A 24,760-nucleotide genomic window follows, 5' to 3' on the forward strand; every position below is an offset into this window, starting at 1 on the left:
GGGCGGCCGTGACCCGTTCGCAACCGCCGGCCGAATCGTCACTGCAGTTCAGCGAGTTCGGCGCGGACTTCGCCGACGAGCTTCGGGTGGACGCGTTCGTAAATGCGCACGGACATCGCGAGCTGCTCACGGGCGCCGGCCGGATCGCCTTTCGCCCGCAGGACCCGGCCCAAGGTCAGCCGCAACGCGCCTTCGCGCGCGACGAACTCCCGGCTGATCGCGAGGTCGATCGCCTCGCGGACGTAGCGCTCGGCCGCCGGCCGATCTCCGGCCCGCAGGCTCAGCGCGGCCAGGTCGTCCAGCGAGCGGACGACCCGGTCGTCGTCGCCCAGCTCGCGGTCGATCCGCAGCGCGGCGAGCTGGTGGGCGATCGCGTCGGGGACACGGCCCGCGCGCTGCTCCGCCGCCGCGCAGCTGCTGAGCGCCTGCCCGAGCAGCACGGCGTCGCCGTCGGCCGCCGCGATGACCGTGCGCAGCCGCTCGACGGCCCGCTCGTGCTCGCCGAGCCGGCTCAGCGCGCGGCCGAGCTGCAGGTCGGCCGCGGTGGCGAGCCGGTCGTCGGCGAGCCCGGCGGCCAGCTCCCGCGCCCGCTCGGCGTCGGCGAGCCCGGCGCCCGGCAGCTCGAAGGTCAGCGCGATCTCGCACCGGGTGAGCCGCAGCCAGCACTGCCCGGCGACGTCCCCCGCGGCTTCGGCGGCGGCGACGCCGAGGTCGGCCATCCGCGTCCACTCGTCGAGCAGCGGGCACGCGACGCGGTAGGTGTGCGCGAGCAGGGCCAGCCGCCAGACGTCGTCGTAGCGGCCCGCGGCGTACGCGGCGTCGAGCACCGCCAGCAGGTTCGGCCACTCGGCTCCGAACCAGTCCTGCGCCTCGGCGAAGCCCGGCAGCGGCGGCATCACGTCTTCGGCGAGCACGCCGGCGAAGTCGAGCGGATCGACGACGCGGGCGAGCCGGCGCCGCGCCCGGTCGGCCACCGCCTGGTAGTAGCGGACCGTCCAGCCGAGCGTCTCGTCGCGCTCCTTCTCGGCGAGCTCCTGCTCCGCCAGCTCGCGCAGGTAGAGCCAGACGAGGTCGTGCGGGGCGAAGACGTCGCGGGCGGTCTCTTCGATGAGGTTGTGCGCGGCCAGCGCCCGCAGCCGGCGGCGGGCCTCGGCCACCGGGATCTGCGCGACGGCGGCCATCAGGTGCGGCCCGACCATCACCCCGGGCACCCCGCCCAGCTGCAGGAACGTCTCGGCGATCTCGCCGGGCAGGCCGCGGAAGGAGACGTCGAAGGCCGCGCGCACCCCGTCTTCAGCGCCGTCGACCTGCAGCCCGGCCAGCCGCGTGCGCTCGTTGCCGAGCTCGTCGACGAGCTCCGCCGCGGTGCGCTGCGGGCTCGCCGACAGCCGGGCGCCGGCGATGCGCAGCGCGAGCGGGAGGTAACCGCAGAGCCGCGCGAGCGTGTGGTTGTGCTCGGCCGGGCCGGCCAGCTCCTCGATCAGCCGGACGGCGTCGCCGGGGGCGAGCGTGCCGAGCACGCGCTGCTTGGCCGCGTTCGACACGGCGAGCCCGTCGAGGCGCGACCGGCTCGTCACCACGGTCATCGTGCGCGCGCTCGGCGGCAGCAGCGGGCGCACCTGCTCGGCGGTGCGGGCGTCGTCGAGCAGCACGAGCATCCGGCGCCCGGCGATCAGCGACCGGTACAGCGCGACGCGTTCGTGCAGCAGCTCCGGGACCTGCGCGGTTTCGACGCCCAAGCCGAGCAGGAACTGCGTCAGCAGCTCGGCGGGCTCCAGCGGCGGGTGGTGCGGGTCGAAGCCGCGCAGCGAGGCGAACAGGACGCCGTCCGGGAACCGCGCCGCGACGCGGTGGGCCCACCAGACGACCAGCGTGCTCTTGCCGACGCCGGCGGTCCCGGTGACCACGGCGATCGTGGTCTCCCCGGCCTCGACGCGGGTGACCAGCGCGTCGAGCCAGTCGAGTTCGCCGGCCCGCCCGGCCAGGCTCGGCACCGCGGCGGGCAGCTGGGAAATCGCCTTCGCGGGCGCTTCGGCCGGTGCCGGGAGGTCGTCGTTGAGCACGCGCTCGTGGAGCCAGCGCAGCTCGGCGCCGGGTTCGACGCCCAGGGTGCCGACGGTGGCGCGGGAGACGGTCCGGTACAGCTCGAGCGCGTCCCCGCGGCGCCCGGCGTGGTAGAGCGCCCGCATCAGCTGCCCCGCGGTCCGCTCCTCCAGGGGATCGGCGAGCGGGCTCAGTTCGACGATCAGCTCGGCGTGCCGGCCCAGGTTCAGGTCCGCGTCGACGCGGGCGCCGTGCACGGCCCGGCGCAACTCCGCCAGCTCGGGCGCCCGCACCGACTCGGGCACCCCGCCGAGCACCGGCCCCTGCCACAGCGCGAGCGCCTCGGCCAGCAGCGCGGCCGCCGTTTCGGGGTTCGCCACGGACGCCCGGTCCAGCAGCGTGCGCGCCCGGTGGGCGTCGATCTGCCCGGGCTCGGCCACCAGCCGGTAGCCGGGCGGGGTGGTGAGGATGGCGGCGTCGCTCTCGATGTCCCGCAGGACGCGCCGCAGGTGGGAGACGTTGCCGTGGATGATGGTCCGGGCCGTCGCGGGCGGGTCGTGGCCCCAGAGCGCGTCGATGATGTCGTCGAGCGCGACGACCTTGCCGGGCTGGAGGGCCAGCAGCGCGAGCAGCCCGCGGACGCCGGGGCCGCCGATGGGCACCGGGACGTCGCCGGCGAAGAGCTGGACGGGCCCGAGCAGCTGGAAGCGGGTTTCGGCCACGCTCGCGCCCACCTCCCCGGGGATCACGGTTGTCCGACGTCTCCCTCGTCGGAAAATTCAACTTACCGTGACGGCAGGCGGACCTGTACCACCCAGTCGGGACGGCCACAGGCCGGTCACCAGGAACTTCGTCACTCTGCGGATTCCGCTGCCGGGGCGCGACGGGCCTGCGGCTTCCGCCGGACATGACACGACCCCGCACCATCGGTCCCGATCCGCTGGTGCGGGGTCGTGAATGGAACTCCGGCCGGGCCGCCAGGGGGCGCGGTCCGCCCGTCGTCGCCGTGAGCGACCGGGTGGGGTCTGCTCACCCCGAGCGAAGCACCCGCCGGTCGTCCGCGAAGACGGTTCTCGCGCGGGCCACACGCCCTCGCGGTGGCGACACGGTAACAAAGCGCACCGGATCAGTCACCGCCGGGCTGACGCGAATTCGTCCCGACGGGCCCGAAAAGCCGACAGATACGCCAAAAGCGGCCGACACGCGTGCGTGTCGGCCGCTTTCGGGTGCGCGTCAGCGCGAGATCGGCGTCGTGTCGCGGCCGGCGATGAACGACGGGCGCGGCCGGCTCGCGGCGTACGGCTCGGTCAAGGCGTTCTCCACGCTGTTGAACACCAGGAAGATGTTCGAGCGCGGGTACGGCGTGATGTTGTTCCCCGAGCCGTGCATGAGGTTCGCGTCGAACCACAGGGCCGACCCGGCCTGCCCGGTGAACTGCTCGATGCCGTGCTCGGCCGCCATCCTGGTGATGTCGTCCTCGGTCGGCACGCCCACCCGCTGGTCCTTGAGCGAGGCCTTGTGGTTCTCGGCCGGCGTCTCACCGGCGCACTGGACGAACGTCCGGTGCGAGCCCGGCATGATCATCAGGCCGCCGTTGAACGGGTAGTTGTCGGTCAGCGCGATGGAGCAGCTGACCGCGCGCGGGGCCGGCATGCCGTCCTCCGCGTGCCAGGTTTCGAAGTCCGAGTGCCAGTAGAACCCGGTGCCCTTGAACCCGGGCATGTAGTTCACCCGGCTCTGGTGCAGGTAGACGTCGGAGCCGAGCAGCTGCCGCGCCCGGTCCAGCACGCGCGGGTCGCGCACCAGCTCGCGGATCAGGTCCGAGATCACGTGGACGTCGAAGATCGACCGGACCTCGCCGGTCCGCGCCTCCGTGATCACGCGCTCGTCCTGCGCCGGCTCCCGGTTCGAGGACAGCCGCACCAGCTCCTGCCAGTACGTCTGGACCTCGCCGACCGAGAGCAGGTCGTCGTCCACCGTGTAGCCGCGGGCCTCGTGGTTCGCCAGGGTCGCGGCGTCGATCGGACCATCGGCTTCGGTACCCCACACGGCAGGGTGCACGCGCGGAAGGTGCTCCGGCGCACCGGTGATCCGGGTCGGGTAACCGTCGTCGACCCGGGTGTCCATCAGCGTCACGGGCTTCGCCTCCTGTGTTGCCGCTCCGGTTCTCTTACGCGTCCTCGGTGATCAGCGGGTACACGCCGTTCTCGTCGTGCACCTCGCGGCCGGTCACCGGGGGGTTGAACACGCACACGCACTTGATCTCGGTCCGCGGCCGGACCTGGTGCTTGTCGTGGTCGTTGAGCAGGTACAGCGTGCCGGGCTTGAGCTCGTGCACCTTGCCGGTGGCGAGGTCCTCGACCTCACCCTCGCCCGAGGTGATGAACACGGCCTCGATGTGGTTCGCGTACCAGAAGTCGTTGACGGTCCCGGCGTAGAGCGTGGTCTCGTGCACCGAGAAACCGACGCCCTCCTTCGCCAGGATGATGCGCTTGCTGCGCCAGTTGGGGGTCTTGATGTCGGCGTCGGTGTCGGTCACCTCGTCGAGCGTGCGAACGAGCACGTCGTACTCCTCTACTTGGTCAGGACGGCCTTGACGGACTCGTCGATGATGGACAGACCCTGCGTCAGCTCGTCGTCGGTCAGGGTCAGGGGCGGCAGCAGCTTCATGACTTCGCCGTCCGGACCGGACGTCTCCATGAGCATGCCGCGGGCGAAGGCCTCGGCGCAGACGCGCCCGGCCAGGTCGCCGTTCTCGAACTCGAGCCCGCGCGCGAGACCCCGGCCCTTGGCGAACAGCTTCGCCTCCGGGTAGGCCTCGACGAGCCCGGAGAACGCACTGGCGATGCGCTCCCCGTTGGCCTTGGTCGACTTCTCCAGCTCGTCGTCGCGCCAGTAGGTGTCGATCGCCGCGGTGGCGGTGATGAACGCCGGGCTGATGCCGCGGAAGGTGCCGTTGTGCTCGCCGGGCTCCCAGACGTCGAGCTCCGGCTTGATCAGCGTCAGCGCCATCGGCAGGCCGTAGCCGCTGATGGACTTCGACAGGCAGACGATGTCCGGCGAGATCCCGGCGTCCTCGAAGCTGAAGAACGGGCCGGTGCGGCCGCAGCCCATCTGGACGTCGTCGAGGATCAGCAGGATGTTGTGGCGCTTGCAGAGGTCGTCGAGACCCTTCAGCCACTCCAGGCGCGCGGCGTTGATGCCGCCTTCGCCCTGGACGCCCTCGACGATCACCGCGGCCGGCTCGTTGAGCCCGCTGCCGGAGTCTTCGAGCAGCTTTTCGAAGTACAGGAAGTCCGGCATCGCGCCGTCGAAGTACCGGTCGTACGGCATCGGCGTGGCGTGCACCAGCGGGATGCCCGCGGCGCCGCGCTTCATCGAGTTGCCGGTGACCGACAGCGCGCCGAGCGTCATGCCGTGGAAGGCGTTGGTGAAGTTGATGACCGACTCCTTGCCGGTCACCTTCCGCGCGAGCTTCAGCGCGGCTTCGACGGCGTTCGCGCCACCCGGACCCGGGAACACGACCTTGTAGTTCAGGTTGCGCGGGTCGAGGATCCGGTCGCGGAAGGTCTGCAGGAAGTCGCGCTTGGCCACGGTGTACATGTCCAGCGCGTGCGTGACGCCGTCACGCTGGATGTAGTCGATCAGGGCCTGCTTCAGCACCGGGTTGTTGTGCCCGTAGTTGAGCGCGCCGGCCCCGGCGAAGAAGTCCAGATACGGCTTGCCGCTCTCGTCGTGGAGCCAGCTCCCCTGCGCGCGGTCGAACACGACGGGCCAGCCACGGCTGTAGCTGCGTACTTCGGATTCGAGCTCTTCGAAGATGCTCATGACGTTTCTTTTCTCCTACTCGCCCGGATCTGTGCGTACCGATAGCGGACCGATGCGGTAAAGCTCTTCGGCCAGGTGCCCGGCTTCGGGGAATTCGTCCCCGCCGAACAGCACGCTGGTTTCCACCGCGGTGTTCCAGCGCTTCGCGAACGACGTGAACAACCCGATGGACGCTTCGTTGTCCGGGGTGATGGTGGTCTCGAGGTAGCGCACCCCCGCGCCGACCAAGCGCGTGTACAACGCGTCGAGCAGGGCCCCGGCCAGGCCCTTCCCTCGTTGCGACGCGTCGACCGCGACCTGCCAGACGAGCGCGGCCCCGGGCTCGTCGGGCCGGCGGTAGGCGATCACGAACCCGACCGCCCTGCCGTCCTCGCGCGCGACCACCGATGTCTCGGCGAAATCGCGGCACCACAGCATGTATGCGTACGGCGAGTTGAGATCGAGCTTGGCGGAATCACGCGCGATTCGCCACAGCGCCGCGCCGTCCGCCTTGGTCGGCGATTCGATCAAGTGCGTTACGGACATACTCAGGAAACGTAACAGAGAATTTTCCGGCCGCCAGCGACGCAGCTCACGCACCCCGCGATGACCTGGGGCGACGTGGAGTACCCGGTGAGGAGGCCCACAAACGTGTTTGGCGAGAGAAGTTCCGGGGCACACGGCGGCTCAGGTCGCGTCCTCGTTGTCCGTGACCTACCCGCACCATGAACCCCCGGGCCGAAGATCGCAAGGCGCCGGGCCGAATCCCCGCGGGTGACCTCGCGGCACTCTCACGTGAAAGTACCGCGAGTCAGGGGCGACGGCGGTGGCGGAGACGTCGCCAGGCCCCGCTCACCGGCATCACGACCGCCGGGAGGATCAGCAGGCCGGAGACCACCAGCCACCACACCGCGCCGTCGCCGCGGCGCCAGCCGGCCACCACGTTGCCGAGCCAGCCGAAGAACGGCCTCGCGATCGGGGGCAGGAACGCGGCCAGCAGCAGCGCCGCCACCGCCAGGGCCCCGAGCACGCCGACCAGCCGCCGTGGCGTGCGGCCCATCGTGAGCAGGGCCGTCGCCAGGTAGACGACCGCGCCGGCCAGCACCGGGAGGCCGATCCACTGCAGGATCGCGCCGCTGCTGTCGCCGATGACCAGCCCGGCCAGCAGCGCCAGCACGCCCGCCGCCAGCGAGCCGAGCGTGCCCAGCTTGGACGCGCTCTGCGAGACCTTCGCCGAGCTGCGGGCCACCGTCCGCAGGATGCCCGCCACCGTCTTCGGCCAGCCGCCGGGCAGCCGGAACGCGACCGTGCCGGCGTTGACCACGGCCGCGCCGAGCTTGACCAGGGTCCGCGTCAGCTGCGGGGTGCCCTGCTCGCCGGCGAGCTTCTCCGCCGAGACCTGGCAGGCCTGGAAGACGCGCTGGGCGGTGTCCGCGTCGCCGATCGGCCGCGCGCTCCGCGCCCGGAACGCCGCCGACGCCGCGCCGCTGCAGCCGCCGACCTCGACGTCGGCCTGGGCCTGCTCGGCGACCACCGGCAGCTCCTCCGCGGCGATCCGCGCCTGCCGCGTCCGCGCGAGCACCATGGCCGTCACCGGCATGCTGATCGGCGGGTCGTCCGAGAACTTCGCGACCGGCTTCAGCGCGCAGTCCAGCCCGAGGAACGCCAGTTCGGCGCTCAGCTGGTCCTTGAGCTGCTGCAGTTCGGCCGGCTCGGCGTTGTCGGCGGGGTCCGGCTCGCGCCAGAGCGGCCCCAGCGCCGCGACGAACTCAGCGCGGAACGCCTCGGGCCCGATCAGGTCGCGCAGCGTCGCCAGCCGGGCCGGGTCGAGCAGGCACTGGACCAGCCAGCCGGCGCCGTCGACGCGCCCCCACATCCAGTCGCTGGCCCGCCAGGATGCCTTGTAGAACGCGCCGAAGTCGTCGGCCTGCATCCCGGTCAGCTTGTCCCCCGACCGGCGCCGCTTCAGGTCCAGCAGCGTCCGGGAGTCGGCGCTGACCTGCACGAGCTCGACGCGCTGGTCGACCGACGGCGCCTGCGCGAGCAGCCCGCGCGTCGCGACGTGCAGGCCCAGCAACCGCGCCTGGACGACGTTGTCGGCGCCGTTCTCCAGGGCCAGCCAGTCCAGCAGGACCGAGACGGTGTCGGCGGTCTCGATGGCCGCGTTGGCGGACTCGAGGGCGCCGTTGGCGAGCGCCCGCGACGTCGGTGCCGTCGCGTTCCGCAGGGCCGCGTTGGCGAGCGTGCGCAACGTCGGCGTCGCCGCCCGCAGCGCCGCCACGACCAGCGGCCAGGCCTCGACGACGGCGTCCGACCGGCCGAGCCCGGCCCACTCCTGGGCGAGCTCGCCGATCCACACCTCGAGGGTGCTGCTCGCGCCCGGCCCGTCGTGCGCGGCGATCCACTGCGCCAGCCGCACCCCGCGGGCCGACGTCTTCCGCGCCGCGTGCAGCCCCGCCCGCGCGTCGTTGAGCTCCTTGGCCTCCTTGGGGTCCGGCCCGAGCCGGAACCCGGCGTTGATCAGCTGCAATCCGGTCGCCACGGCGTCGTCGAGCGCGCTCGTGCGGTAGCCGACCAGCTCGGGCACGGACATGCTCGTCGACGGCGGCGCGAGCGGGATGCCGGCGCTGAGCCCGCCGACGGCGACCGCGCGCAGCTGCTGCGACATCCCGGACGCCCACTCGCGGTCCTCGGTGTCCACATCGGACAGTGCGTACCGCCGGCTGGCCACCTGGACCAGCTCGGCGGCGTCCTCGGCCGTCCGCCGGTCCAGGTACGCCGTGGCCAGCCGCTTGTCGATCAGCGCCTCCGGCCCGCCGCGCAGCCCGAGCGCGGCCAGCGAGACGCGGGTGTCGCGGGTGCGGACGACGGCGTCGTTGTGCCGGGTCAGCTCCTCCAGCTCGGCGCTGATCGACTGGCTCATCACCGTGGAGACGACCTTGCTCATCGCGTTCGCCAGCAACGGCGGGGCCGCCGGGTCGCAGGCGATCGCCGTCGTGTCCTTCTCGCCGGTGGGCACGACGTAGAGCAGCAGCCGCCGGACGTCCGCGTGGGACGGGCGCTCGAAGATCTCCCGCAGCGCCGGCCGCAGCGGCTTGTTGAGCAGCACCCCGCCGTCGGTCAGCCAGTGCGACCGGGTCAGGTCGGTGTAGGCCGTCATGTCGGGGTGCAGCGCGTCGGTGCCCTCGGTGCCGATCGGCAGCCGGGCCAGCTCGAACGCGCCGGGGAACGACGCGGTGGCGCGCGCGGCGAGCGCCAGCGGCCCCTGCACCCCTTCCGTCCACAGTGGACCTTCGAAGCGGAAGAGCATCCGGTGTTCGGTGTCGCGCACCAGGTTCCCCAGCGCGTCGTCGAACCGGGTCGTCTCACCGTCGATCATCGTGCCGGTGAGCAGCACGGTGATATCCGGCGGTTCGGCGGGCGGCGTGCCCGGGCCGGTGATCTCGTGCAGGGCCTGCGCCAGGTCACCGAGCAGCACGCGGTCGCCGTCCAGCACCGACCGCGGCTGCGCCTCCGCGGGGTCGCGGAGGAGGTTCTCCAGCGAGCCGATCCGGATCCAGGTGTCACGCAGCACCTGTGGCGTCGAGCCGAACGCCTCCGCCAGCCCGAGGCAGGCCGCGTTGATCCCGCCGGCGCTGGTGCCGGTCAGGACGTCGATCGACACCGTGGCGCGCAGCAGGTCGAGCAGCCCGCGGTAGAGCCCCGCCTCGGCGTCGCCCCGGGACTCCCGCAGCAGCTGGGAGGTCTCGGTGGCGACGCCGCCCATCCAGATGGCGAGGCTGGCGCCACCGACCATCGTCATGGCCAGGCGGATCTCCTGCTGCCACGGTTCCGCTTGCTCCGCCATGAACTCCCCAAGCCGGTTGTCGTCCCTGCCCGACGCAGACTAGAGGCGGAAGGTTAGGCGCGGGATACGCGTGGGTGTACGGCCGTTCGGGTGGAGTTGATCGGCTTCTCAGCCGACCGTGACCACCACCTTGCCGAACTGGCCGTTCGCTTCGAGGTACCGGTGCGACTCAGCGACGTCGAAGAGGTCGAACGTCCGGTCCACCCGGGGCCGGAAGGTGCCCGCGCGGACGCCGGCCCGGATGAAGTGCCCCGCCCGGACCAGCCGCTCCGGGTTCATGGTCAGGTCGAACGCGGTGAACATCCGCATGGTCGGCGGCGTCCACAGCGGGAACGGCGTCTCGGGGACGTCGAGCGCGCCGTAGACGACCAGCGTGCCGCCCTTGGCCGTCGCGTCGGACAGCGCGCGCACGCGCTGGACGGCGTCTCCCGGCGGATGCTGTCCCTGACGTTGCGCGGCTTGGAGCCCACGCGGCGGAGCTGGACGAGCCGCTGCACGCGCTCTCGGCGTGGGCGGCCAAGCACCGCTCGAAGGTGGCCGAAGCGCGGAAGGCGTACGACTTCGCCTAAGCCGCCAGGTGTTCCAGCAGCAGGACCTGCGCCTCACCGACCGCGAAGCCCAGCACCGCGCCCGTGGCGATGAGGATCCATTCGTCCTGCTCGAAGGCCGGGCGCAGCAGGCGCTCGAACTCGTGCGGGGACAGCTCCTTCATCTTCGTCACCAGGACGTTGCGGATGTCCATCGCGTCCGTCGCGTAGTCCTCGATGTAGCGCATCGTCTCCGGCAGGCGGTTCATGATCTGCGACGCGATCGACAGCTTCATGTCCTGGTACTTGCGGCTGCCCACGGCGAACACCACCAGCGGCCGCGCGACCCGGCCGAGCTCGGCGTCCAGCTGGCGCTGGATCAGCGCGAGGACGCGGTCGGACAGCGGGCCGTGCAGGATCGCCTCGATGACGTTGTGCGGCGTGATGATCTCCTTCGCGATCAGCTCGCCGTACGCCTCCGCGACCTCCTTGCGCCGCTTGAGGAACAGCCCCTGCCACTCGACACCGAAGTACTTCTTGGGCTCGATCGGGAAGAAGATCATCCGCAGCGCGAGCCAGTCGGTGAACCAGCCCGTGAACAGGCCGAACACCGGCATGATCAGCGGGAACTTGAACAGGATCCAGGCGATCATCTGGATCACGCCGATCGCGCCGCCGAACACCAGGCCCGACCGCGCGATGAACTTGAACTCCTGCGCGCCGGCCTCCTGGAAGATCCGGTTCAGCAGCCGCTTGTCCTTGACCAGGCTGGTGACCACCATGCCCTTGAGGTCGAACACACTGTCCACATCGGACTTGATCAGGTCGAGCACGGCGGCCACCATCCGCGGCGACTCGTGCTGGACGCGCTCGATCACCAGCCGCTGCACCCGCACCGGGAGCGACTCCCACAGCCCCGGCTGGTAGTGCCCGGCGACCTCGCGCACGATGTCCTCGACGCCCGCGAGCAGCGGTTTCTCGATCTCCCGGGCGATGCGACCGGCGTCGAGGCGGGCGACGACCTCGGCCGGCTTGATCAGCTGCTCGGTCATCGTGTCGCAGGCGATGCTCGCCATCCGCGCGGCGCGCTTGGGCACGATGCCCTGCCAGCCGAAGAACGGCTTGACGCCGATGAACTCGACCGGCTGGAACATCATCCGGATGGCCACGAGCTTGGTGCCGTAGCCGATCAGGGCGGCGACGATCGGGATCGAGACGTACAGGGGCCAGTGCTGGGCGAAGTCGGCGACGATGCCGGCGAGGAACGACCCCATGGGGTCAGCCGAGACTCGGGTCGCAGGCCTGCCAGAACTCCGCGCCGAGGCGCGAGACGTGGATCGTCCGCTTGACGAACTTCGCGCGCTTGACGTGCTTCTCGGCGTCGCGCACCGTCTCGTCCGTCATCAGGATCTCGTACTGCGTCTCGAGCGACGGCACCTCTTCGTCGAGGTCGACCAGGCCGAGCCCGATCAGCCGCGTGACGTAGCCGGGCACCTGGTCGGGCAGTGAGACGCCGGCGACCTTGCCGACGGTCGACGCGTTGCGCAGCACGAGCCGGCCCGCGCCGCCGAGGCTGGTGCGCTCGGCGACGTCGATCGCCGGGAACGGCGAGCCGTCCGACAGCGCCGAGAGGATGCGGGCCTCGTCCGGCGTCAGCTGGCGCAGGATGATCGCGTAGAAGTACTCGCGGGCCCGGGCGCGGCCGAAGCCGATGGAGTGGTTGAGCAGCTCGGCCATCGCGGCGCGCAGCGGCTCGGCGTGGTTGTCGCGCGCGGGCACGAGCGTGACGGTGGCTTCGATGGGCCGCGAGCCGGACGCCGCCGGGCGGTTCATCGCGGACGCCGCGGTGAGCGCCGCGTGGTACGGGTCGTCGACCTCGTCGAGCCGCCGCCGCAGCTCGCCCAGCAGCTGGCGTTCCACCTGCCGCACCCCGCGTTCGGCGGTCTCCACGCCGGGCAGCCGGCGGGTGAACGCGAAGCCGGTGCGCGCGGCCCAGCCGGCCAGCTGACCGGCGCGGCGGGCCAGGTCGGCCACCTCGTCGCCGGTGCCCCGGCCGTTCGGTCGCTCTGCGTTCACGGGCGGACTCCCCTCTGCTTACGCGGTGATGCTACCTGTGAGTAGGCCGAATGGGCGTGTGACGACCGGCATGATGGGGCCATGAATCCTTGGGGTCCGCCGATCGACGTCCTCCCGTACTTCGCGAAGGAGGAGCAGTCGCTGATGACGTTGCTCAGCGCGCTGACTCCCGAGGACTGGACACGGCCCACGATGTGCGTCGGCTGGTCGGTCAAGGACATCGCGGCTCACCTGCTGGGCGACAAGGTCGGCCGCCTGTCCCGCGGCCGCGACGGCCACCAGTCGGACGGCCCGCGTCACGGCGAGGCGTTCCCGCGGTTCATCGACCGGCTCAACGACGAGTGGGTCGTCGCCTGCCGGCGGCTCTCGACGGACGTCCTGCTCACGATGCTGTACGAGTTCATGGGCCAGACCACCGACTACTGGGCGAAGCTCGACCTCGACGTCCTGGGCGACCCAGTGAGCTGGGCGGGCGACGCGCCGGCACCGCGCTGGCTGGACGCGGCCCGCGACTATTCGGAGTTCTGGGTGCACCACGTGCAGCTGCGCGAGGCCCTGGAGCACACGCCGCTGGAGGCCGAGCACGCCGAGCCGATCGCCGACACGTTCGTCCGGGCGCTGCCGCACACCCTGCGCGGGGTCGAGGCCCGCGTCGGCAAGCAGGTCGGCTACACGGTGACCGGCGCGGGCGGCGGCAAGTGGCACGCCCGCCTGGAGCGTGACGGCTGGGTCCTCGACCGCGGCGCCCCGCCGTCCCGCACACCGCTGGCCACGGTGACGACGGACGCGGACACGTTCTGGCGGCTCTGCACCCGCAACGCACCCGACGTCAGCCGCGTGAAGACCTCAGGCGACGAAAACGTTTGCGCAGTGGTCCTCGGCATGACGTCCATCATCGTCTAAGACGTCACTTTCCCTAGGAAAGATGCGTCTGAAGGCCCCCTGGACGCATCTTTCCTAGGGAAAGTGACGACCTCAGCGGTGGCGGGGGCGGCGAGCCTGCTTCCGCAGCTGCAGGATGCGGGCGCCGCCGATCAGCGCGACCAGCGCCGCGCCGCCCAGGGCCGAGAACAGCATCGCGATGGCCAGCGGCAGGCTGCCTTCGGCGCCGAAGAAGTGGACCGTCGCCGGGTCGAGGTTCTGCAGGATGAACACCAGTAGCACGGTCAGCACCAGCAGCCCGGCGATCACCGCGACCCAGGTGCCGCTGATCCGCGTCGGCCGAGCCTTGCCCCGGCTCGTTGTCGACGACGTGCCGACCCGGGTGGGCGCCGGCCGCACCGGCGTCACCTCCTCCGGGCCCGGCCGGACGTCGCCGGCGCGCAGCTCGGCGGGCTCCAAGGCGCCTTCCGGCACCTCGGTGCCGGGCAGGTTCCCGGGCAGGTCGTGGTCTGCGGAGCCGGTGGGGTGGCCGGCCGCGTCCCCGCGCGCGTGCGTCATGTCTCCAGTGTCCGTCCAGCACGCGGGGACCGCTGCGTCAAACCCCCTAACGGGTGTACGCGTCGACATCCCGGAGCACGCGGAGCGTGTTCTTCCCGGCCAGTTTGGCGCAGTCGTCGTCACTCCACCCCCGGTCGAGCAGCGCGGCGAACAACACCGGGTACTTGGACGTGTCCTCCAGCCCCTCCGGCAGCGTGCCGACGCCGTCGTAGTCGCCGCCGAGGCCGATGTGGTCGATCCCGGCCACCTCGCGGGCGTGCTCGACGTGCGCGACGACGTCGTCGACGGTCGCCTTCGGCTTGACCGGCGCGTCCCACTCCGCGACGAACTTCCCGCGCTGGGTGAGGTTGCGGTAGTCCTGCCCGGCCTCGGCCATGGCCGCCTTGAGCTGCTCGTCCCAGGCGGCGACCTTCGGCGAGATGAACGCGGGCACGAAGGTGACCATCGCGACGCCGCCGTTGCCGGGCAGCTTCGCGAGGACGTCGTCGGGGATGTTGCGCGGGTGGTCGTTGACCGCGAGGCAGGAGGAGTGGCTGAAGATCACCGGCACCGAGCTGATCTCGATCGCCGCGCGCATCGTCGACGGCGCGACGTGCGAGAGGTCGACCATCATGCCGATCTTGTTCATCTCGCGCACGACGTCGCGGCCGAACCCGGTGAGCCCGCCGTGGGCCGGCTCGTCGGTGCCCGAGTCGGCCCAGGTGGTGTTGAAGTTGTGCGTCAGCGTCATGTACCGGACGCCGAGGCGGCGCAGGCACCGCAGCACCCCGAGCGACTCGGCGATGCTGTGCCCGCCTTCGGCGCCGAGCAGCGACGCGATCCGGCCGTCGGCGAACGCGGCCTCGGCCTCCTCGGCGGTGTCGACCAGCCGGAGCCGGTCGGGGTAGCGCTCGGCGAGCTGGTGGACGACCTCGATCTGCTCCAGCACGGCGGTCACCGCGCTGTGGCCTTCGAACTCGCACGGCACGTACACCGACCAGAACTGCATGCCCAGCTTCCCGTCGGCGAGCTTCGGGAAGTCGGTGTGGAGGGCGGGCTGCCGAACGGTCAGGTCGAGCGAGGCGACCGCCTCGACCGGGTTCGCGCCACCGTGCTGCCGCAGCTCCCACGGCAGGTCGTTGTGCCCGTCGGCGAGGATGACCCCGTCCAGCAGTTCGGTAGCACGCTGTAGTGCCTCGTTAGTCATCACCCGATCCTAGGGTGACGCCGTATACGCTCCGTACAATCGCTACGGCGCAAGCCACTTCGCCGCCGCGCGGACACCGTCCACAGTGACCTGATGCCCGCCGGGGTGACGATCCGTGACGACGTCGGCACCCCGCTCACGCAGCAGCCGGATCAGCTCTTCGGTGGACGCGAGCGGCGCCATCGGGTCGTGCTCGCCGTTGGCCAGGAAGATCCGCGACGCGCTCAAGTCGTGGGCCGGCGGGTCCGGCACCGGCGACATCGCCGCGAACAGCGCGGCTTCGCGCACGACCTCGGGCCGCAGCAGCGCGACGGCGGCCGCGATGTTGGCGCCGTTCGAGAAGCCCACGGCGACCAGCCGCCGGTCGCCGAAGCCGTACTTCTCCCGCGCCTCGACGACGAAGTCCGCCAGCTCGTGGGCTCGCTTGACGACGTCCTCGTGGTCGAACACGCCTTCCTCGAGCCGCCGGAACCAGCGCGCGGCGCCGTGCTCCGACACCGGCCCGGCGGGCGCCAGGGTCGTGGCGCCCGGGGCCAGCTCGCGCGCCAGGCCGAGCAGGTCGTCCGGGCCGCCGCCGGTGCCGTGCAGCAGGAGCAGCACCGGCGCCTCCGGCGCGCCCTCGACGTACTTGTGCACCAGCGTCATGACAGCTCCGGGTTGTTCTCGGCGGGGAGGTTCAGCTTCGGGAGCATGTGCCGGATCTCGTCGCGGCGCGGCTCCAGCCACGGCGGCAGCTTGAGCGCGCGGCCCAGCTCCAGCAGCGGCTCGTCGATGGCGAACCCGGGCTCGTCGGTCGCGACTTCGAGGAGCGTGCCGCCCGGCTCGCGGAAGTAGATCGAGCGGAAGTACTGCCGGTCCAAAATGGACGTCACGGTGACGCCCTTGTCCACGAGCTCCTCGCGCCACGTCTTCTGCGTCGCCTCGTCGGGCGCGCGCCAGGCCACGTGGTGCACGGTGCCCGCGGCGACCAGCCCGCGCGGCGCGTCCGGCGTCACGAGGACGTCGACCAGCGCGCCCGGCCCGCCGTCGCCGGCGGCGAACCGCAGGCGGTTGCCGTCCTGGCCGGTGAAACCGAGGCCGAGGCCGTCGGTGAGCATGCCCGCGGTGGCGTCCTCCTTGGTGACCGACAGCGTCACGGAGTGCAGGCCGCGGACAGCGTGCTCGGCGGGCACCAGCTCGGTGTCCCACGGGTCGCGCGGGTCGCCCTGCGGGTGCGCGACGAGCGCGAGCTGCAGGCCGTCCGGGTCGCGGAAGGTCAGCGTGTCCTCGTCGTCGGCGTTGCGCACCTCGCCGGTCTCGATCTGCTGCGCGTTCAGGTGCTGCTTCCACCAGCCGATGGACGCCTCGGGCACGGAGAACGACGTGGTCGTCGCCTGGCCGGTGCCGTGGCGGCCGCTCGGTGCGTCGGGCCACGGGAAGAACGTCATCAGCGAGCCCGGCTTGCCCGAGCTGTCGCCGTAGTAGAGGTGGTAGGTGCCCGGATCGTCGAAGTTCACGGTGGTCTTCACCAGCCGCAGTCCGAGGGTCCGGAGGTAGAAGTCGGCGTTGCGCTGCGGGTCGCCGCCGATGGCGGTGACGTGGTGCAGGCCGGACGTCTTGATCGACATGGAGTGCCTCCTCTGGCCAAGGTAACCGGAGAACCTCTCGCGCGCAAGATATATTCCGGGCAGACTCTCCGCTAGGCTGTTCGCGTGACACCCGATCCGAAGACCGACGACGACGAGATCGTCACCTGGTGGGGCCTGGTCATCGAGGGCTACCTGGCCACCCAGGACAAGCTGATGGGCGAGATCGCGGAGCGCTTCGGCCTCGCGCCCGCGTCGTTCGACATCCTGATGCGGCTGGTCCGCTCGCCCGAGCACCGGATGCCGATGACCCGCCTCGCGACCGAGGCCGCGCTGTCCAGCGGCGGCTTCACGAAGGTCGCGGACCGCCTGGTGGCGGCCGACCTGATCTGCCGCGTCCCGAGCCCGGACGACCGCCGCGTCACGTTCGCGTCGCTGACCGACCACGGCCTGGAGGTGGCGAACAAGGCCCGGGCGGCGGCCGCGAACATCCTGCGCCGCATCGTCCTGACCCCGCTGGGCGACGACGCGGCCGGCCTCGCCGAGGCGATGCGGACCCTGCGGACGTTCAACGGCGGGTGAGCCGGTTCAGGAAGCGGCCGGTGCCGTCCACATCGCCAGCAGCTCCAGCGCCGACGCCGCCGGGCTCGCCGGTTCCGGGCTGAACGCCACCAGCCGCTGCCCGGTCTCCCCGGGCAGGTCGAAGTGCTCGAACCGCAGGGTCAGCTCGCCGACGACGGGGTGCCGGAAGCGCTTGTTCCCGTGCGCGCGCTGCCGGACGTCCCGCCCGGCCCACCACGTCCGGAACGGCTCGCTCTTCATCATCAGCTCGCCGAGCAACGTCGCGAGCGCTTCGTCGTCGTAGTGCCGGCTGGTCGCCAGGCGCAGCGCCCCGACGGTCGCGCGCGCGACCTCCGGCCAGTCGGCGAACCGCTCTTCGCCGGCCGCGTCGAGGAAAGCGAAGCGGGCGAGGTTGCGCTCGCGCGGCGTCACCGCGGCGAAGTCGAAGAACAGCTGGGCGGCCAGCGGGTTCCAGGCCAGGACGTCCATCCGGTGGTTGATGACCAGCGCCGGCACCCGGTCCATCATGCCGAGCAGCTGCGTCAGCTCGGCACGGACGCGCTCGGGCCGCGGCCGGCCCGAAGGCCGCGGGCGAGCGAGGCCGTCGAGGTAACGGCGCTCGTCGACGTCGAGGCGCAGCGCGCGGCCGATCGCGCCGAGCACGGCTTCCGACGGCCGGGACGCGCGCCCCTGCTCGAGCCGGACGTAGTACTCGACGCTGATCCCGGCGAGCGCGGCGACCTCCTCCCGCCGCAGCCCGGCGACGCGACGGCGGGCGTCGGCCCGGCCGGGAGCGATCCGGGCCCGGCGCGACTTGAGGAACCGGCCCAGCTCGTTGTGCTCGCTCATCAAGCCAGTGTGCGACACCCGCGTGGTTCGAGCGTGGTCCTGCCAGTACCAGTAACGGCCGTCCGGGGGTCACGCCGGGAGCTGGCTGCCCGGGTGGCGCGCCCCGAAACTGGCGCTCTGCGAAAGGACATGTGTCACAGCACGGACAGCCGTCCACCCGCGTTGCCGAACCCCGGCGAGATCGCCCGGAGCGGCGCGCTCGAACTCACCTCCGCGGACGGCACGGTGTTCTCGGCCCTGGAAGCGATCCCGGCCGAACCCGACGGCGTCCGGATCGTCATCCTGCCGGACATCCGCGACACGCACCCCTACTACCAAGCGCCGTCGGTCCGGCCGGACGACGTCGCCACCGACGTCGAGGCGGCGGCCGCGCACCTGGGCGAAGGACCGCTGTTCACGGTCGGCTTCTGCTTCGGCGGCGGCCAGTCCTGGCGCCTGGCCGCGAGCGACCTCGGCGTCCGCGGCGTGATCGGCTTCTACGGCCTGCCGCAGCCGGCCACCGAAGTCGTCGACGACATTTCGGCGCCGCTCCTGCTGCTGCTCGCCGGCGCCGACGTCGCGACGTCACCGGCGGAGTTCGACACGTTCACGGCCCGCCTCGACCAGGCGGGCAAGCCGTACGAGAGGCAGGTGTACGAGGGCGCCCCGCACTCGTTCTTCGACGCGGCCTACGAGGAGTGGCAGGACGCGTGCGACGACGCCTGGAGCCGGACACTCGCGTTCATCGGGAAGCACCGTTGAAAAACCGGTGCTGGCCAGGGCTCTCGAGCAGGCGCACGATGGGGTGAGCGACGTCTGGGGGCCATGGGGACGCCGGTGCGGCCCACGCCAGGGCCGAAGTGGCCGCACCGGCGCTCCCCGTGGTCAAGCGAGCGACGGCATCAGCTATCCAAAATAGTGACAAGCATCATATGGCTCCGCACTGCGCAGGCCAGAAATCCATCTTCTCGACCTGCGGAAACACGCCCGTCCGACAAAGTCTGAGCGATGACCTCAGCACCGGGAATGCTTTCAATCAGCTGTCGACAGGACGCCTTTTTTTCGCACGACCGTGCCACTTTTGGAGAAGCTGGCGCTGCTGAATGAGACTGCCTAAAATCGCCTCATGATCACGAAAAGAGAGACTCCCGAGATCACTGTCGACTGGGACGCGAGTGTCGATCTCGTATGGGCGCAGTGTTCGTGTGCCGAGTGGGTCAGTGCCCGAGTTTCATCGGAAGACGAACTAAGGCCTCTGATGGGCGAGCACGCTGTGGCGTCGCACAGCGAAACAGGGGTCAGCCTGAACTACGGCCCCTTTGAACGTTTCCACCGGGGCGCCTCTTGGATGTAGCAAGTGGACTCACCTAGCAGCGAAATACCCCGGTCAGTAGATTGATCTACTCAAACACAAGCCACGGACGAACTACGCGAGCGACGGCATCAGCTTGATCGCGTTGCCCGACAACACCCCGGTCAGCACGTCCTCGGGCCACCCCAGCCCGGCCAGCGACCGGACGTTCTTCGCCACCGACGGCACCCCCGGCCAGTCCGTGCCGAACACGAACTTCCCGGCCAGCCGGGCCAGGTCGAAGCGCTGGTAGTACTCCGGCAGCTTCTTCGGCGGCAGGCCCGCGAGGTCGAGCCAGACGTTGTCGCGGGCCAGCGCGAGGAACGCCGCGACGTCGTACCACCAGCCGCGGCCGCCGTGGGCGAACACGAACTGCAGGGCCGGAAAGTCCTCGACCACATCGGACAGCAGCTCGGGATTGCCGAAACTGGTGCGGGAACCGGGAAAGCTCGACGTTCCCGAGTGGAGGATCACCGGCACGCCGCGCTCGAGGCACAGCTGGTAGACCGGGTACAGCTCCTTGTCCGCCGGCGAGAACGCGCCGTGCACCGGGTGGAGCTTCAGCGCCACCGCCCCCAGGTCCAGCTGCCGCGCGACCTCGGCCGCGGCCGGGTGGTGCAGGTACGGGTTGACGTTGGCCACGAGCCGGAACCGCGAAGGGTTGTGCTCCACCAGCGGCAGGTTGTCCTCGATCGCCTGGATCCCGGTGGCCCGCGGGCTGTACTCGCAGAACAGCAGGACCCGGTCGACACCTTCTTGCGCCATCAGGTCGTCCATCGCCGCCGGGATCACCGAGCCGTCGTCGGCGTACACCGAACGCCACGGGTGCGCCCCGGCGAAGTCGTGCGCCCACTGCAGCCACGCGGGTTTGAGCGTCGGCAGGCGCGGGGTGTGCACGTGCGCGTCGACCACGAAGTGCCCGTCGATCACGGGCTGGGCACCACCAGCAGCGCGTCGCGGACCTGCTCGCGGATCACGTTGCGGCGGATCTTCCCGGTCGCCGTCTTCGGCAGCTCGGCCAGTTCGACCACCCCTCGGGGACGCTTGAACGCCGCGAGCCCTTCGCGGCAGAACTCGATCAGCTCTTCCGCGTCCACCGTAACCCCGGGAGCCGCCACCACGCACGCCACGGGCTTGTCGAGGCCGTCGGCGTCCGGCGCGGCGACGACCGCGACCTCGGCCACCGCCGGGTGCAACCGCAGCCGTTCCTCCACTTCGGACGGTGACACCCAGATCCCGCCCGCCTTCAGCATGTCCCCGAAGCGGCCGAGACAGCTGTACGTGCCGTCTTCGTTGCGCACGTAGCTGTCGCCGGTGCGCAGCCAGTCGCCCTGGAACACGAGCTTCGTCGCGTCGTAACGCGCCCAGTACCCGGTCGCCGTCGACGGCCCCGACACGAACAGCTCGCCGGGCTTGCCGACGGCGTCGATCACCGCGCCCGCCTCGTCGCGGATCTGGACGGCGTATCCCGGCACGGGGACGCCGGTGCTGCCGGGGCGCACCGAGCCCGGCAGGTTCGACAGGAAGATGTGCAGCGCCTCGGTCGACCCGATGCCGTCGAGGACCTCCAGGCCGAAGCGCGCGCGAAACCGTTCGAACAGCGACGCGGGCAGCGGCTCACCTGCCGAAACGGCGTACCGCACCGAGGCGAACGAGTCGTCCGGGACGTCACTGGCGAGCAACGCCGCGTAGAACGTCGGAACGGCGAAGAACAACGTCGGCCGCTCTTCACGAGCGCGTCGCGCGAACAACGCCGGTGTCGGGCGCGATGGCTCCAGCAGCGTCGTCCCGCCCGCGGCGAGCGGGAAGAAGCACGAGTTTCCCAGCCCGTAGGCGAAAAACAGCTTCGGCACGGACAGGACCCGGTCGGTCGCGACGGTTCCCAGCACTTCGCGGCCGTAGGTTTCGCAGACCGCCCGGATGCTCGCGTGTCGGTGCATCGCGCCCTTCGGCTGCCCCGTCGTCCCCGACGTGTACAGCCACAACGCGGGCGAGTCCGCCCACGTCCGTCCACTTCGGAACTCGCCGCCCAGCTCGGACCACTTGTGCGTCCGGACGCCGAACCCGGTCGCCTCGGCGCGGTCGAGCAGGACGTCGGTGACCTCGGGCGCGAGGCCGAGCGCGGTCACGGCCTGCTCGGCGAACTCACCCGAGACGCACAGCAGCCGCGCCCGCGAGTCGGCGAGCACCTTGCCCAGCTCCAGGCCGGTGACCATGGTCGACACCGGCACCGCGACGGCGCCCGCGAGCATCGCGCCGAGGATGCCGGTGAGCAGCTCGACGTCGTCGACCATGCAGAACATGACCCGCTCTTCGGGACGCACCCCCAGCCCGGTGAGCCCGGCGGCGACCCGGCGGGACTCCGCCGCCAGCTCGGCGTAGGTCAGCGAACGGCGCGGCGAGACGACCGCGATCGCGTCCGGCCGCCCGGCCGAGAGCAGGTACTCGGCCGCGTTGAACCCTGTCGCCACCCAGGCCTCCTACGTGAGGTACACGTACTCGTAGTCGAACGGCTTGCCGTTGATGCCCTGCCGCGGCGGCGCCACCCAGCTCGCGATCTTCCCCCGCTCGTACACCGGGTGCATGAGCGAGCGGACGAACGCGAGGTCCTCGGTCGTGGGCAGCCACTTGTCCTTGCCGGCCAGCCACGTCGTCTCGTCGACGATCGTCCCGTCGGGAGTGACGTGGTGGCCGGAGTTTATGCCCACATCCCGGTTGAAACCAGGGTGTGGCAACCGGAACGTGAAGTCGATCCCGGCCTCGCTGAGGATCTTGTTCCAGCGCTTCACGCCGGTCTGGCAGTCGGCGGTGTACTCGCCGCGCAGGTCGAGGTTCAGCAGCAGGATCGCCTGCAGCTCCTCGGACGTCCAGGTGCCGTCGCCGGCCGGTTTGTCCAGCGTGCGGGCGTCCTCGGTGAGCTTGTGGTCGTCCTTGCGGCGGGTCTCCTGCCAGCGGCCCTTGAGCCCGGCGGTGTAGTAGTTCGCCGCGTTCGTCGACGTCTCGCTGCCGAACAGGTCGAGCGAGACGGTGTAGTGGAAGTTGATGTAGCGCTGGATCAGCTCCAGCGGGATGCCGCCGTGCGGGCCGATGTCGCGCGTGTCGTGCTCGCGGATCAGCTCGGCGCTGCGCATCACCACGCGGTCGACGCCGGTGGTGCCGACGAACATGTGGTGCGCTTCCTCCTTCAGCATGAACTCGCAGGTGCGCGAGAGCGGGTCGAAGGAGGACTCCTTGAGCGTGCCGAGCTGGTACTTCCCGTCGCGGTCGGTGAAGTAGGTGAACATGTAGAACGCCAGCCAGTCGGCGGTTTCCTCGTTGAACGCGCCGAGGATGCGGGGCGCGTCCGGGCTGCCGGAGTTGCGCAGCAGCAGCCCTTCGGCCTCGTCCCGGCCTTCGCGGCCGAAGTAGGCGTGCAACAGGTAAACCATCGCCCACAGGTGACGACCCTCTTCGACGTTGACCTGGAACAGGTTCCGCAGGTCGTAGAGGCTCGGCGCGGTGAGGCCGAGGAGCTTCTGCTGCTCGACGGACGCCGGTTCGGTGTCGCCCTGGATGACGATCAGCCGTTGCAGGTCGGCGCGGTATTCGCCGGGCACCTGCTGCCACACGGGCTCGCCCTTGTGCTCGCCGAAGGAGATCCGCCGGTCGGGGTCGCGCTCGGCGAGGAAGATGCCCCAGCGGTAGTCCGGCACGTTGACGTGGTCGAAGTGCGCCCAGCCCTCGCGGCCCACGCTGATCGCGGTCCGCAGGTAGACGCCCTGGGTTTCGAGCGTCGGGCCCATCTCGCCCCACCAGTGCATGAACTTCGGCTGCCAGCCCTCCAGCGCGCGCTGCAGCCGGCGGTCGTCGGCGAGGCTGACGTTGTTGGGGATCTTGGCGTCGTAGTCGATTTTCTCGGGCATGGGCGCTAGACCCGCTTCCTGTCGAAGACGGCCTTCTGACCAGTACCGTATCGGCGCAGCGCGCCTTCCGGTCCGGATGCGTTCGGCCGGGTGAAAATCCAGTTCTGCCAAGCCGCCAAGCGGCCGAAGATCTTGGTCTCGATGGTCTCCGGGCCGACGAACCGGTGGTTGGCCTCCATGCCGGTCAGCGCGTCCGGGCTGAGCGACGCCCGGCCCTCCAGCGCGATCCGGATCTCGTCCTCCCAGTCGAGGTCGTCCGGCGCGTCGGTGACCAGGCCGAGTTCGACGGCTTCCGCGGCGCTGAGGTCGTGGTCCTTCTCCCGCGCGAGCCAGGCGAGGTGGTCGTCGTCGCCGTAGAAGCGCGTCTGCAGCCGGGTCAGGCCGTTGCCCATGGGGAACGCGCCGAAGTTGGCCTCGCTGAGCCGGATCGACGCGCGGGCGTCGCTGTCTTCGTCGTCGATCGGCGGCCCGTCGAGGATGTACTGCCGGTCCGCGGCCAGCGCGACCTCCAGCAGCGCGCCGGCGAAGCAGCTACCGGGTTCGATGAGCGCGATCAGGCTGCGGCTGGTGACGTCGAGGCGTTTGAGCGTGCGCTTGAAGTAGTGCGTGATCTCGTTGGCCAGCCAGTCCTTCCCGCCGAGGACGGCCTGCTCGTGCGCGAGGACCTTCACCGGGTCGCCCTGGCTCCGCAGGATCCAGGTGCCGGCTTCGACCTCGTTGGTGCGCAGCCGCAGGATGGCGTCGTCCAGCTCGCGCGTCATGGCGAGGAACCAGCCGTCCGCGCCCTCTTCGTGCAGGTCACCCGGATCGTTCTCGGGCCCCTTGACGGTGATGATGGCCTGGTCTTTTCCGACTTCGACGTCGACGTAGCGGTGTTCGAGCGGCGTCAGCTCGATGCCGCCCTCGCCGGTCCGGCCGGACTCGCGCGCGATCTCCCGGGCCCGCTGCAGCACGGTCTCGCGGAACCCCTGACGCGGCACCAGCTCGTCGACCAGCCGCCAGTCGACGGCTGTCTTCCCCTTGACGCCGTCCGAGCGCGTCGCGAAGACGTCGGCGAGGTCGCGCCGGACGCGCCGCTTGTCCACCACGCGCGTCAGCCCGCCGGTGCCGGGCAGCACGCCCAGCAGCGGCACCTCCGGCAGCGCGACGGTCGAGGAGTTGTCGTCGATCAGCAGGATCTTTTCGCAGGCCAGCGCGATCTCGTACCCACCGCCGGCGCACGTCCCGTTGACCGCGGCGACGTAGGTCTGGCCGGAGTGCGCGGTCGCGTCCTCCATGCCGTTGCGGGTCTCGTTGGTGAACTTGCAGAAGTTCACCTTCCAGTGGTGCTCGGACGCGGCGAGCATCCGGATGTTCGCGCCGGCGCAGAACACCTTGTCCTTCGCGCTGGTCACGATGACCACACGCACCTCGGGGTGCTCGAACCGCAGCCGCTGCGTGGCGTCGTACAGCTCGATGTCGACGCCCAGGTCGTAGGAGTTGAGCTTGAGCTCGTAACCCGGGACCAGCCCGCCCTGCTCGTCGACGTCCAGCTCGAGCCAGGCCACCTCCCCGTCGAGGCTGAGCCGCCAGTGGCGGTACTCGTCCGGACGGCGGCCGAAGTCAACCGGTGTGGTGGTGGTCACCC

21 protein-coding genes are annotated in these 24,760 nt (G+C 71.0%); 3 read left to right on the forward strand and 18 right to left on the reverse strand.

Annotation, left to right across the window (positions count from 1 at the left end; genetic code table 11):
* Positions 1-38: 38 nt before the first annotated feature.
* The 9 genes from MUY22_RS08040 to MUY22_RS08080 form a co-directional block, all read right to left on the reverse strand.
* Positions 39-2,765 (reverse strand): BTAD domain-containing putative transcriptional regulator, encoded by a 2,727-nt coding sequence (locus tag MUY22_RS08040; protein WP_247058627.1) that lies wholly within the window; start codon positions 2,763-2,765, stop codon positions 39-41.
* A gap of 511 nt (positions 2,766-3,276) precedes the next feature.
* Positions 3,277-4,179, reverse strand: coding sequence for an ectoine hydroxylase (gene thpD, locus MUY22_RS08045; protein WP_247058628.1), 903 nt, complete (start codon positions 4,177-4,179; stop codon positions 3,277-3,279).
* A gap of 34 nt (positions 4,180-4,213) precedes the next feature.
* Positions 4,214-4,606, reverse strand: a complete 393-nt coding sequence (locus MUY22_RS08050) for an ectoine synthase (protein WP_247058629.1) — start codon at positions 4,604-4,606, stop codon at positions 4,214-4,216.
* Between the two features lie 11 nt (positions 4,607-4,617).
* Positions 4,618-5,871 carry a diaminobutyrate--2-oxoglutarate transaminase gene (gene ectB / locus MUY22_RS08055; protein WP_247058630.1) on the reverse strand — a complete coding sequence of 418 codons (1,254 nt, stop codon included), beginning with the start codon at positions 5,869-5,871 and terminating at the stop codon, positions 4,618-4,620.
* A gap of 15 nt (positions 5,872-5,886) precedes the next feature.
* Positions 5,887-6,441 carry a diaminobutyrate acetyltransferase gene (gene ectA / locus MUY22_RS08060; protein ID WP_371827661.1) on the reverse strand — a complete coding sequence of 185 codons (555 nt, stop codon included), beginning with the start codon at positions 6,439-6,441 and terminating at the stop codon, positions 5,887-5,889.
* A gap of 220 nt (positions 6,442-6,661) precedes the next feature.
* Positions 6,662-9,697 (reverse strand): patatin-like protein, encoded by a 3,036-nt coding sequence (locus tag MUY22_RS08065; protein WP_247058632.1) that lies wholly within the window; start codon positions 9,695-9,697, stop codon positions 6,662-6,664.
* 108 nt (positions 9,698-9,805) lie between these two features.
* Positions 9,806-10,108, reverse strand: coding sequence for a zinc-binding dehydrogenase (locus MUY22_RS08070; RefSeq protein WP_247058633.1), 303 nt, complete (start codon positions 10,106-10,108; stop codon positions 9,806-9,808).
* A 154-nt stretch (positions 10,109-10,262) separates the two neighbouring features.
* Positions 10,263-11,498, reverse strand: coding sequence for a DUF445 domain-containing protein (locus MUY22_RS08075; protein ID WP_247058634.1), 1,236 nt, complete (start codon positions 11,496-11,498; stop codon positions 10,263-10,265).
* A 4-nt stretch (positions 11,499-11,502) separates the two neighbouring features.
* Positions 11,503-12,300 (reverse strand): Abi-alpha family protein, encoded by a 798-nt coding sequence (locus MUY22_RS08080; RefSeq protein WP_247058635.1) that lies wholly within the window; start codon positions 12,298-12,300, stop codon positions 11,503-11,505.
* 81 nt (positions 12,301-12,381) lie between these two features.
* On the opposite strand from MUY22_RS08080, the gene MUY22_RS08085 reads away from it, so the two are divergent.
* Complete coding sequence (locus tag MUY22_RS08085) at positions 12,382-13,203, forward strand: maleylpyruvate isomerase family mycothiol-dependent enzyme (protein ID WP_247058636.1); 822 nt, start codon at positions 12,382-12,384, stop codon at positions 13,201-13,203.
* A 72-nt stretch (positions 13,204-13,275) separates the two neighbouring features.
* On the opposite strand, the gene MUY22_RS08090 is transcribed toward MUY22_RS08085, so the two are convergent.
* The 4 genes from MUY22_RS08090 to MUY22_RS08105 are packed head-to-tail and all read right to left on the reverse strand — an operon-like array spanning position 13,276 to position 16,533.
* A complete protein-coding gene (locus MUY22_RS08090; protein WP_247058637.1) occupies positions 13,276-13,740 on the reverse strand; it encodes a lipopolysaccharide assembly LapA domain-containing protein in 465 nt (154 codons plus the stop codon).
* Positions 13,741-13,786: 46 nt separating this feature from the next.
* Positions 13,787-14,926, reverse strand: coding sequence for a dipeptidase (locus MUY22_RS08095; protein WP_247058638.1), 1,140 nt, complete (start codon positions 14,924-14,926; stop codon positions 13,787-13,789).
* Between the two features lie 42 nt (positions 14,927-14,968).
* Positions 14,969-15,571, reverse strand: coding sequence for an alpha/beta hydrolase (locus MUY22_RS08100; protein WP_247058639.1), 603 nt, complete (start codon positions 15,569-15,571; stop codon positions 14,969-14,971).
* Entirely contained in the window at positions 15,568-16,533 is a 966-nt protein-coding gene (locus MUY22_RS08105; RefSeq protein WP_247058640.1) for a ring-cleaving dioxygenase, read from the reverse strand. The genes MUY22_RS08100 and MUY22_RS08105 overlap by 4 nt, the downstream gene beginning before the upstream one ends.
* 84 nt (positions 16,534-16,617) lie before the next feature.
* Here MUY22_RS08105 and MUY22_RS08110 point away from each other — a divergent pair, with 84 nt between their 5' ends.
* A complete protein-coding gene (locus tag MUY22_RS08110; RefSeq protein ID WP_247058641.1) occupies positions 16,618-17,073 on the forward strand; it encodes a MarR family winged helix-turn-helix transcriptional regulator in 456 nt (151 codons plus the stop codon).
* Between the two features lie 6 nt (positions 17,074-17,079).
* Here the strand turns inward: MUY22_RS08110 and MUY22_RS08115 are convergent, their stop codons facing one another.
* Positions 17,080-17,901 (reverse strand): helix-turn-helix transcriptional regulator, encoded by an 822-nt coding sequence (locus MUY22_RS08115; RefSeq protein WP_247058642.1) that lies wholly within the window; start codon positions 17,899-17,901, stop codon positions 17,080-17,082.
* A 129-nt stretch (positions 17,902-18,030) separates the two neighbouring features.
* On the opposite strand from MUY22_RS08115, the gene MUY22_RS08120 reads away from it, so the two are divergent.
* A complete protein-coding gene (locus tag MUY22_RS08120) occupies positions 18,031-18,642 on the forward strand; it encodes a dienelactone hydrolase family protein (RefSeq protein ID WP_247058643.1) in 612 nt (203 codons plus the stop codon).
* A gap of 664 nt (positions 18,643-19,306) precedes the next feature.
* Here the strand turns inward: MUY22_RS08120 and MUY22_RS08125 are convergent.
* From MUY22_RS08125 to boxC, 4 genes are read right to left on the reverse strand one after another with little or no spacing between them, the layout of a single operon-like run.
* The gene (locus MUY22_RS08125) at positions 19,307-20,161 is read right to left on the reverse strand and encodes an amidohydrolase family protein (protein WP_247058644.1); all 855 of its coding nucleotides are present in this window, start codon (positions 20,159-20,161) and stop codon (positions 19,307-19,309) included.
* The gene (locus tag MUY22_RS08130) at positions 20,158-21,702 is read right to left on the reverse strand and encodes a benzoate-CoA ligase family protein (protein WP_247058645.1); all 1,545 of its coding nucleotides are present in this window, start codon (positions 21,700-21,702) and stop codon (positions 20,158-20,160) included. The genes MUY22_RS08125 and MUY22_RS08130 overlap by 4 nt, the downstream gene beginning before the upstream one ends.
* Positions 21,703-21,711: 9 nt before the next feature.
* Entirely contained in the window at positions 21,712-23,133 is a 1,422-nt protein-coding gene (gene boxB / locus MUY22_RS08135) for a benzoyl-CoA 2,3-epoxidase subunit BoxB (protein ID WP_247058646.1), read from the reverse strand.
* Positions 23,134-23,138: 5 nt separating this feature from the next.
* Entirely contained in the window at positions 23,139-24,758 is a 1,620-nt protein-coding gene (gene boxC / locus MUY22_RS08140) for a 2,3-epoxybenzoyl-CoA dihydrolase (RefSeq protein ID WP_247058647.1), read from the reverse strand.
* Positions 24,759-24,760 lie beyond the last annotated feature (2 nt).

The sequence above is a fragment of the Amycolatopsis sp. WQ 127309 genome, from assembly GCF_023023025.1.
Lineage (GTDB): Bacteria > Actinomycetota > Actinomycetes > Mycobacteriales > Pseudonocardiaceae > Amycolatopsis.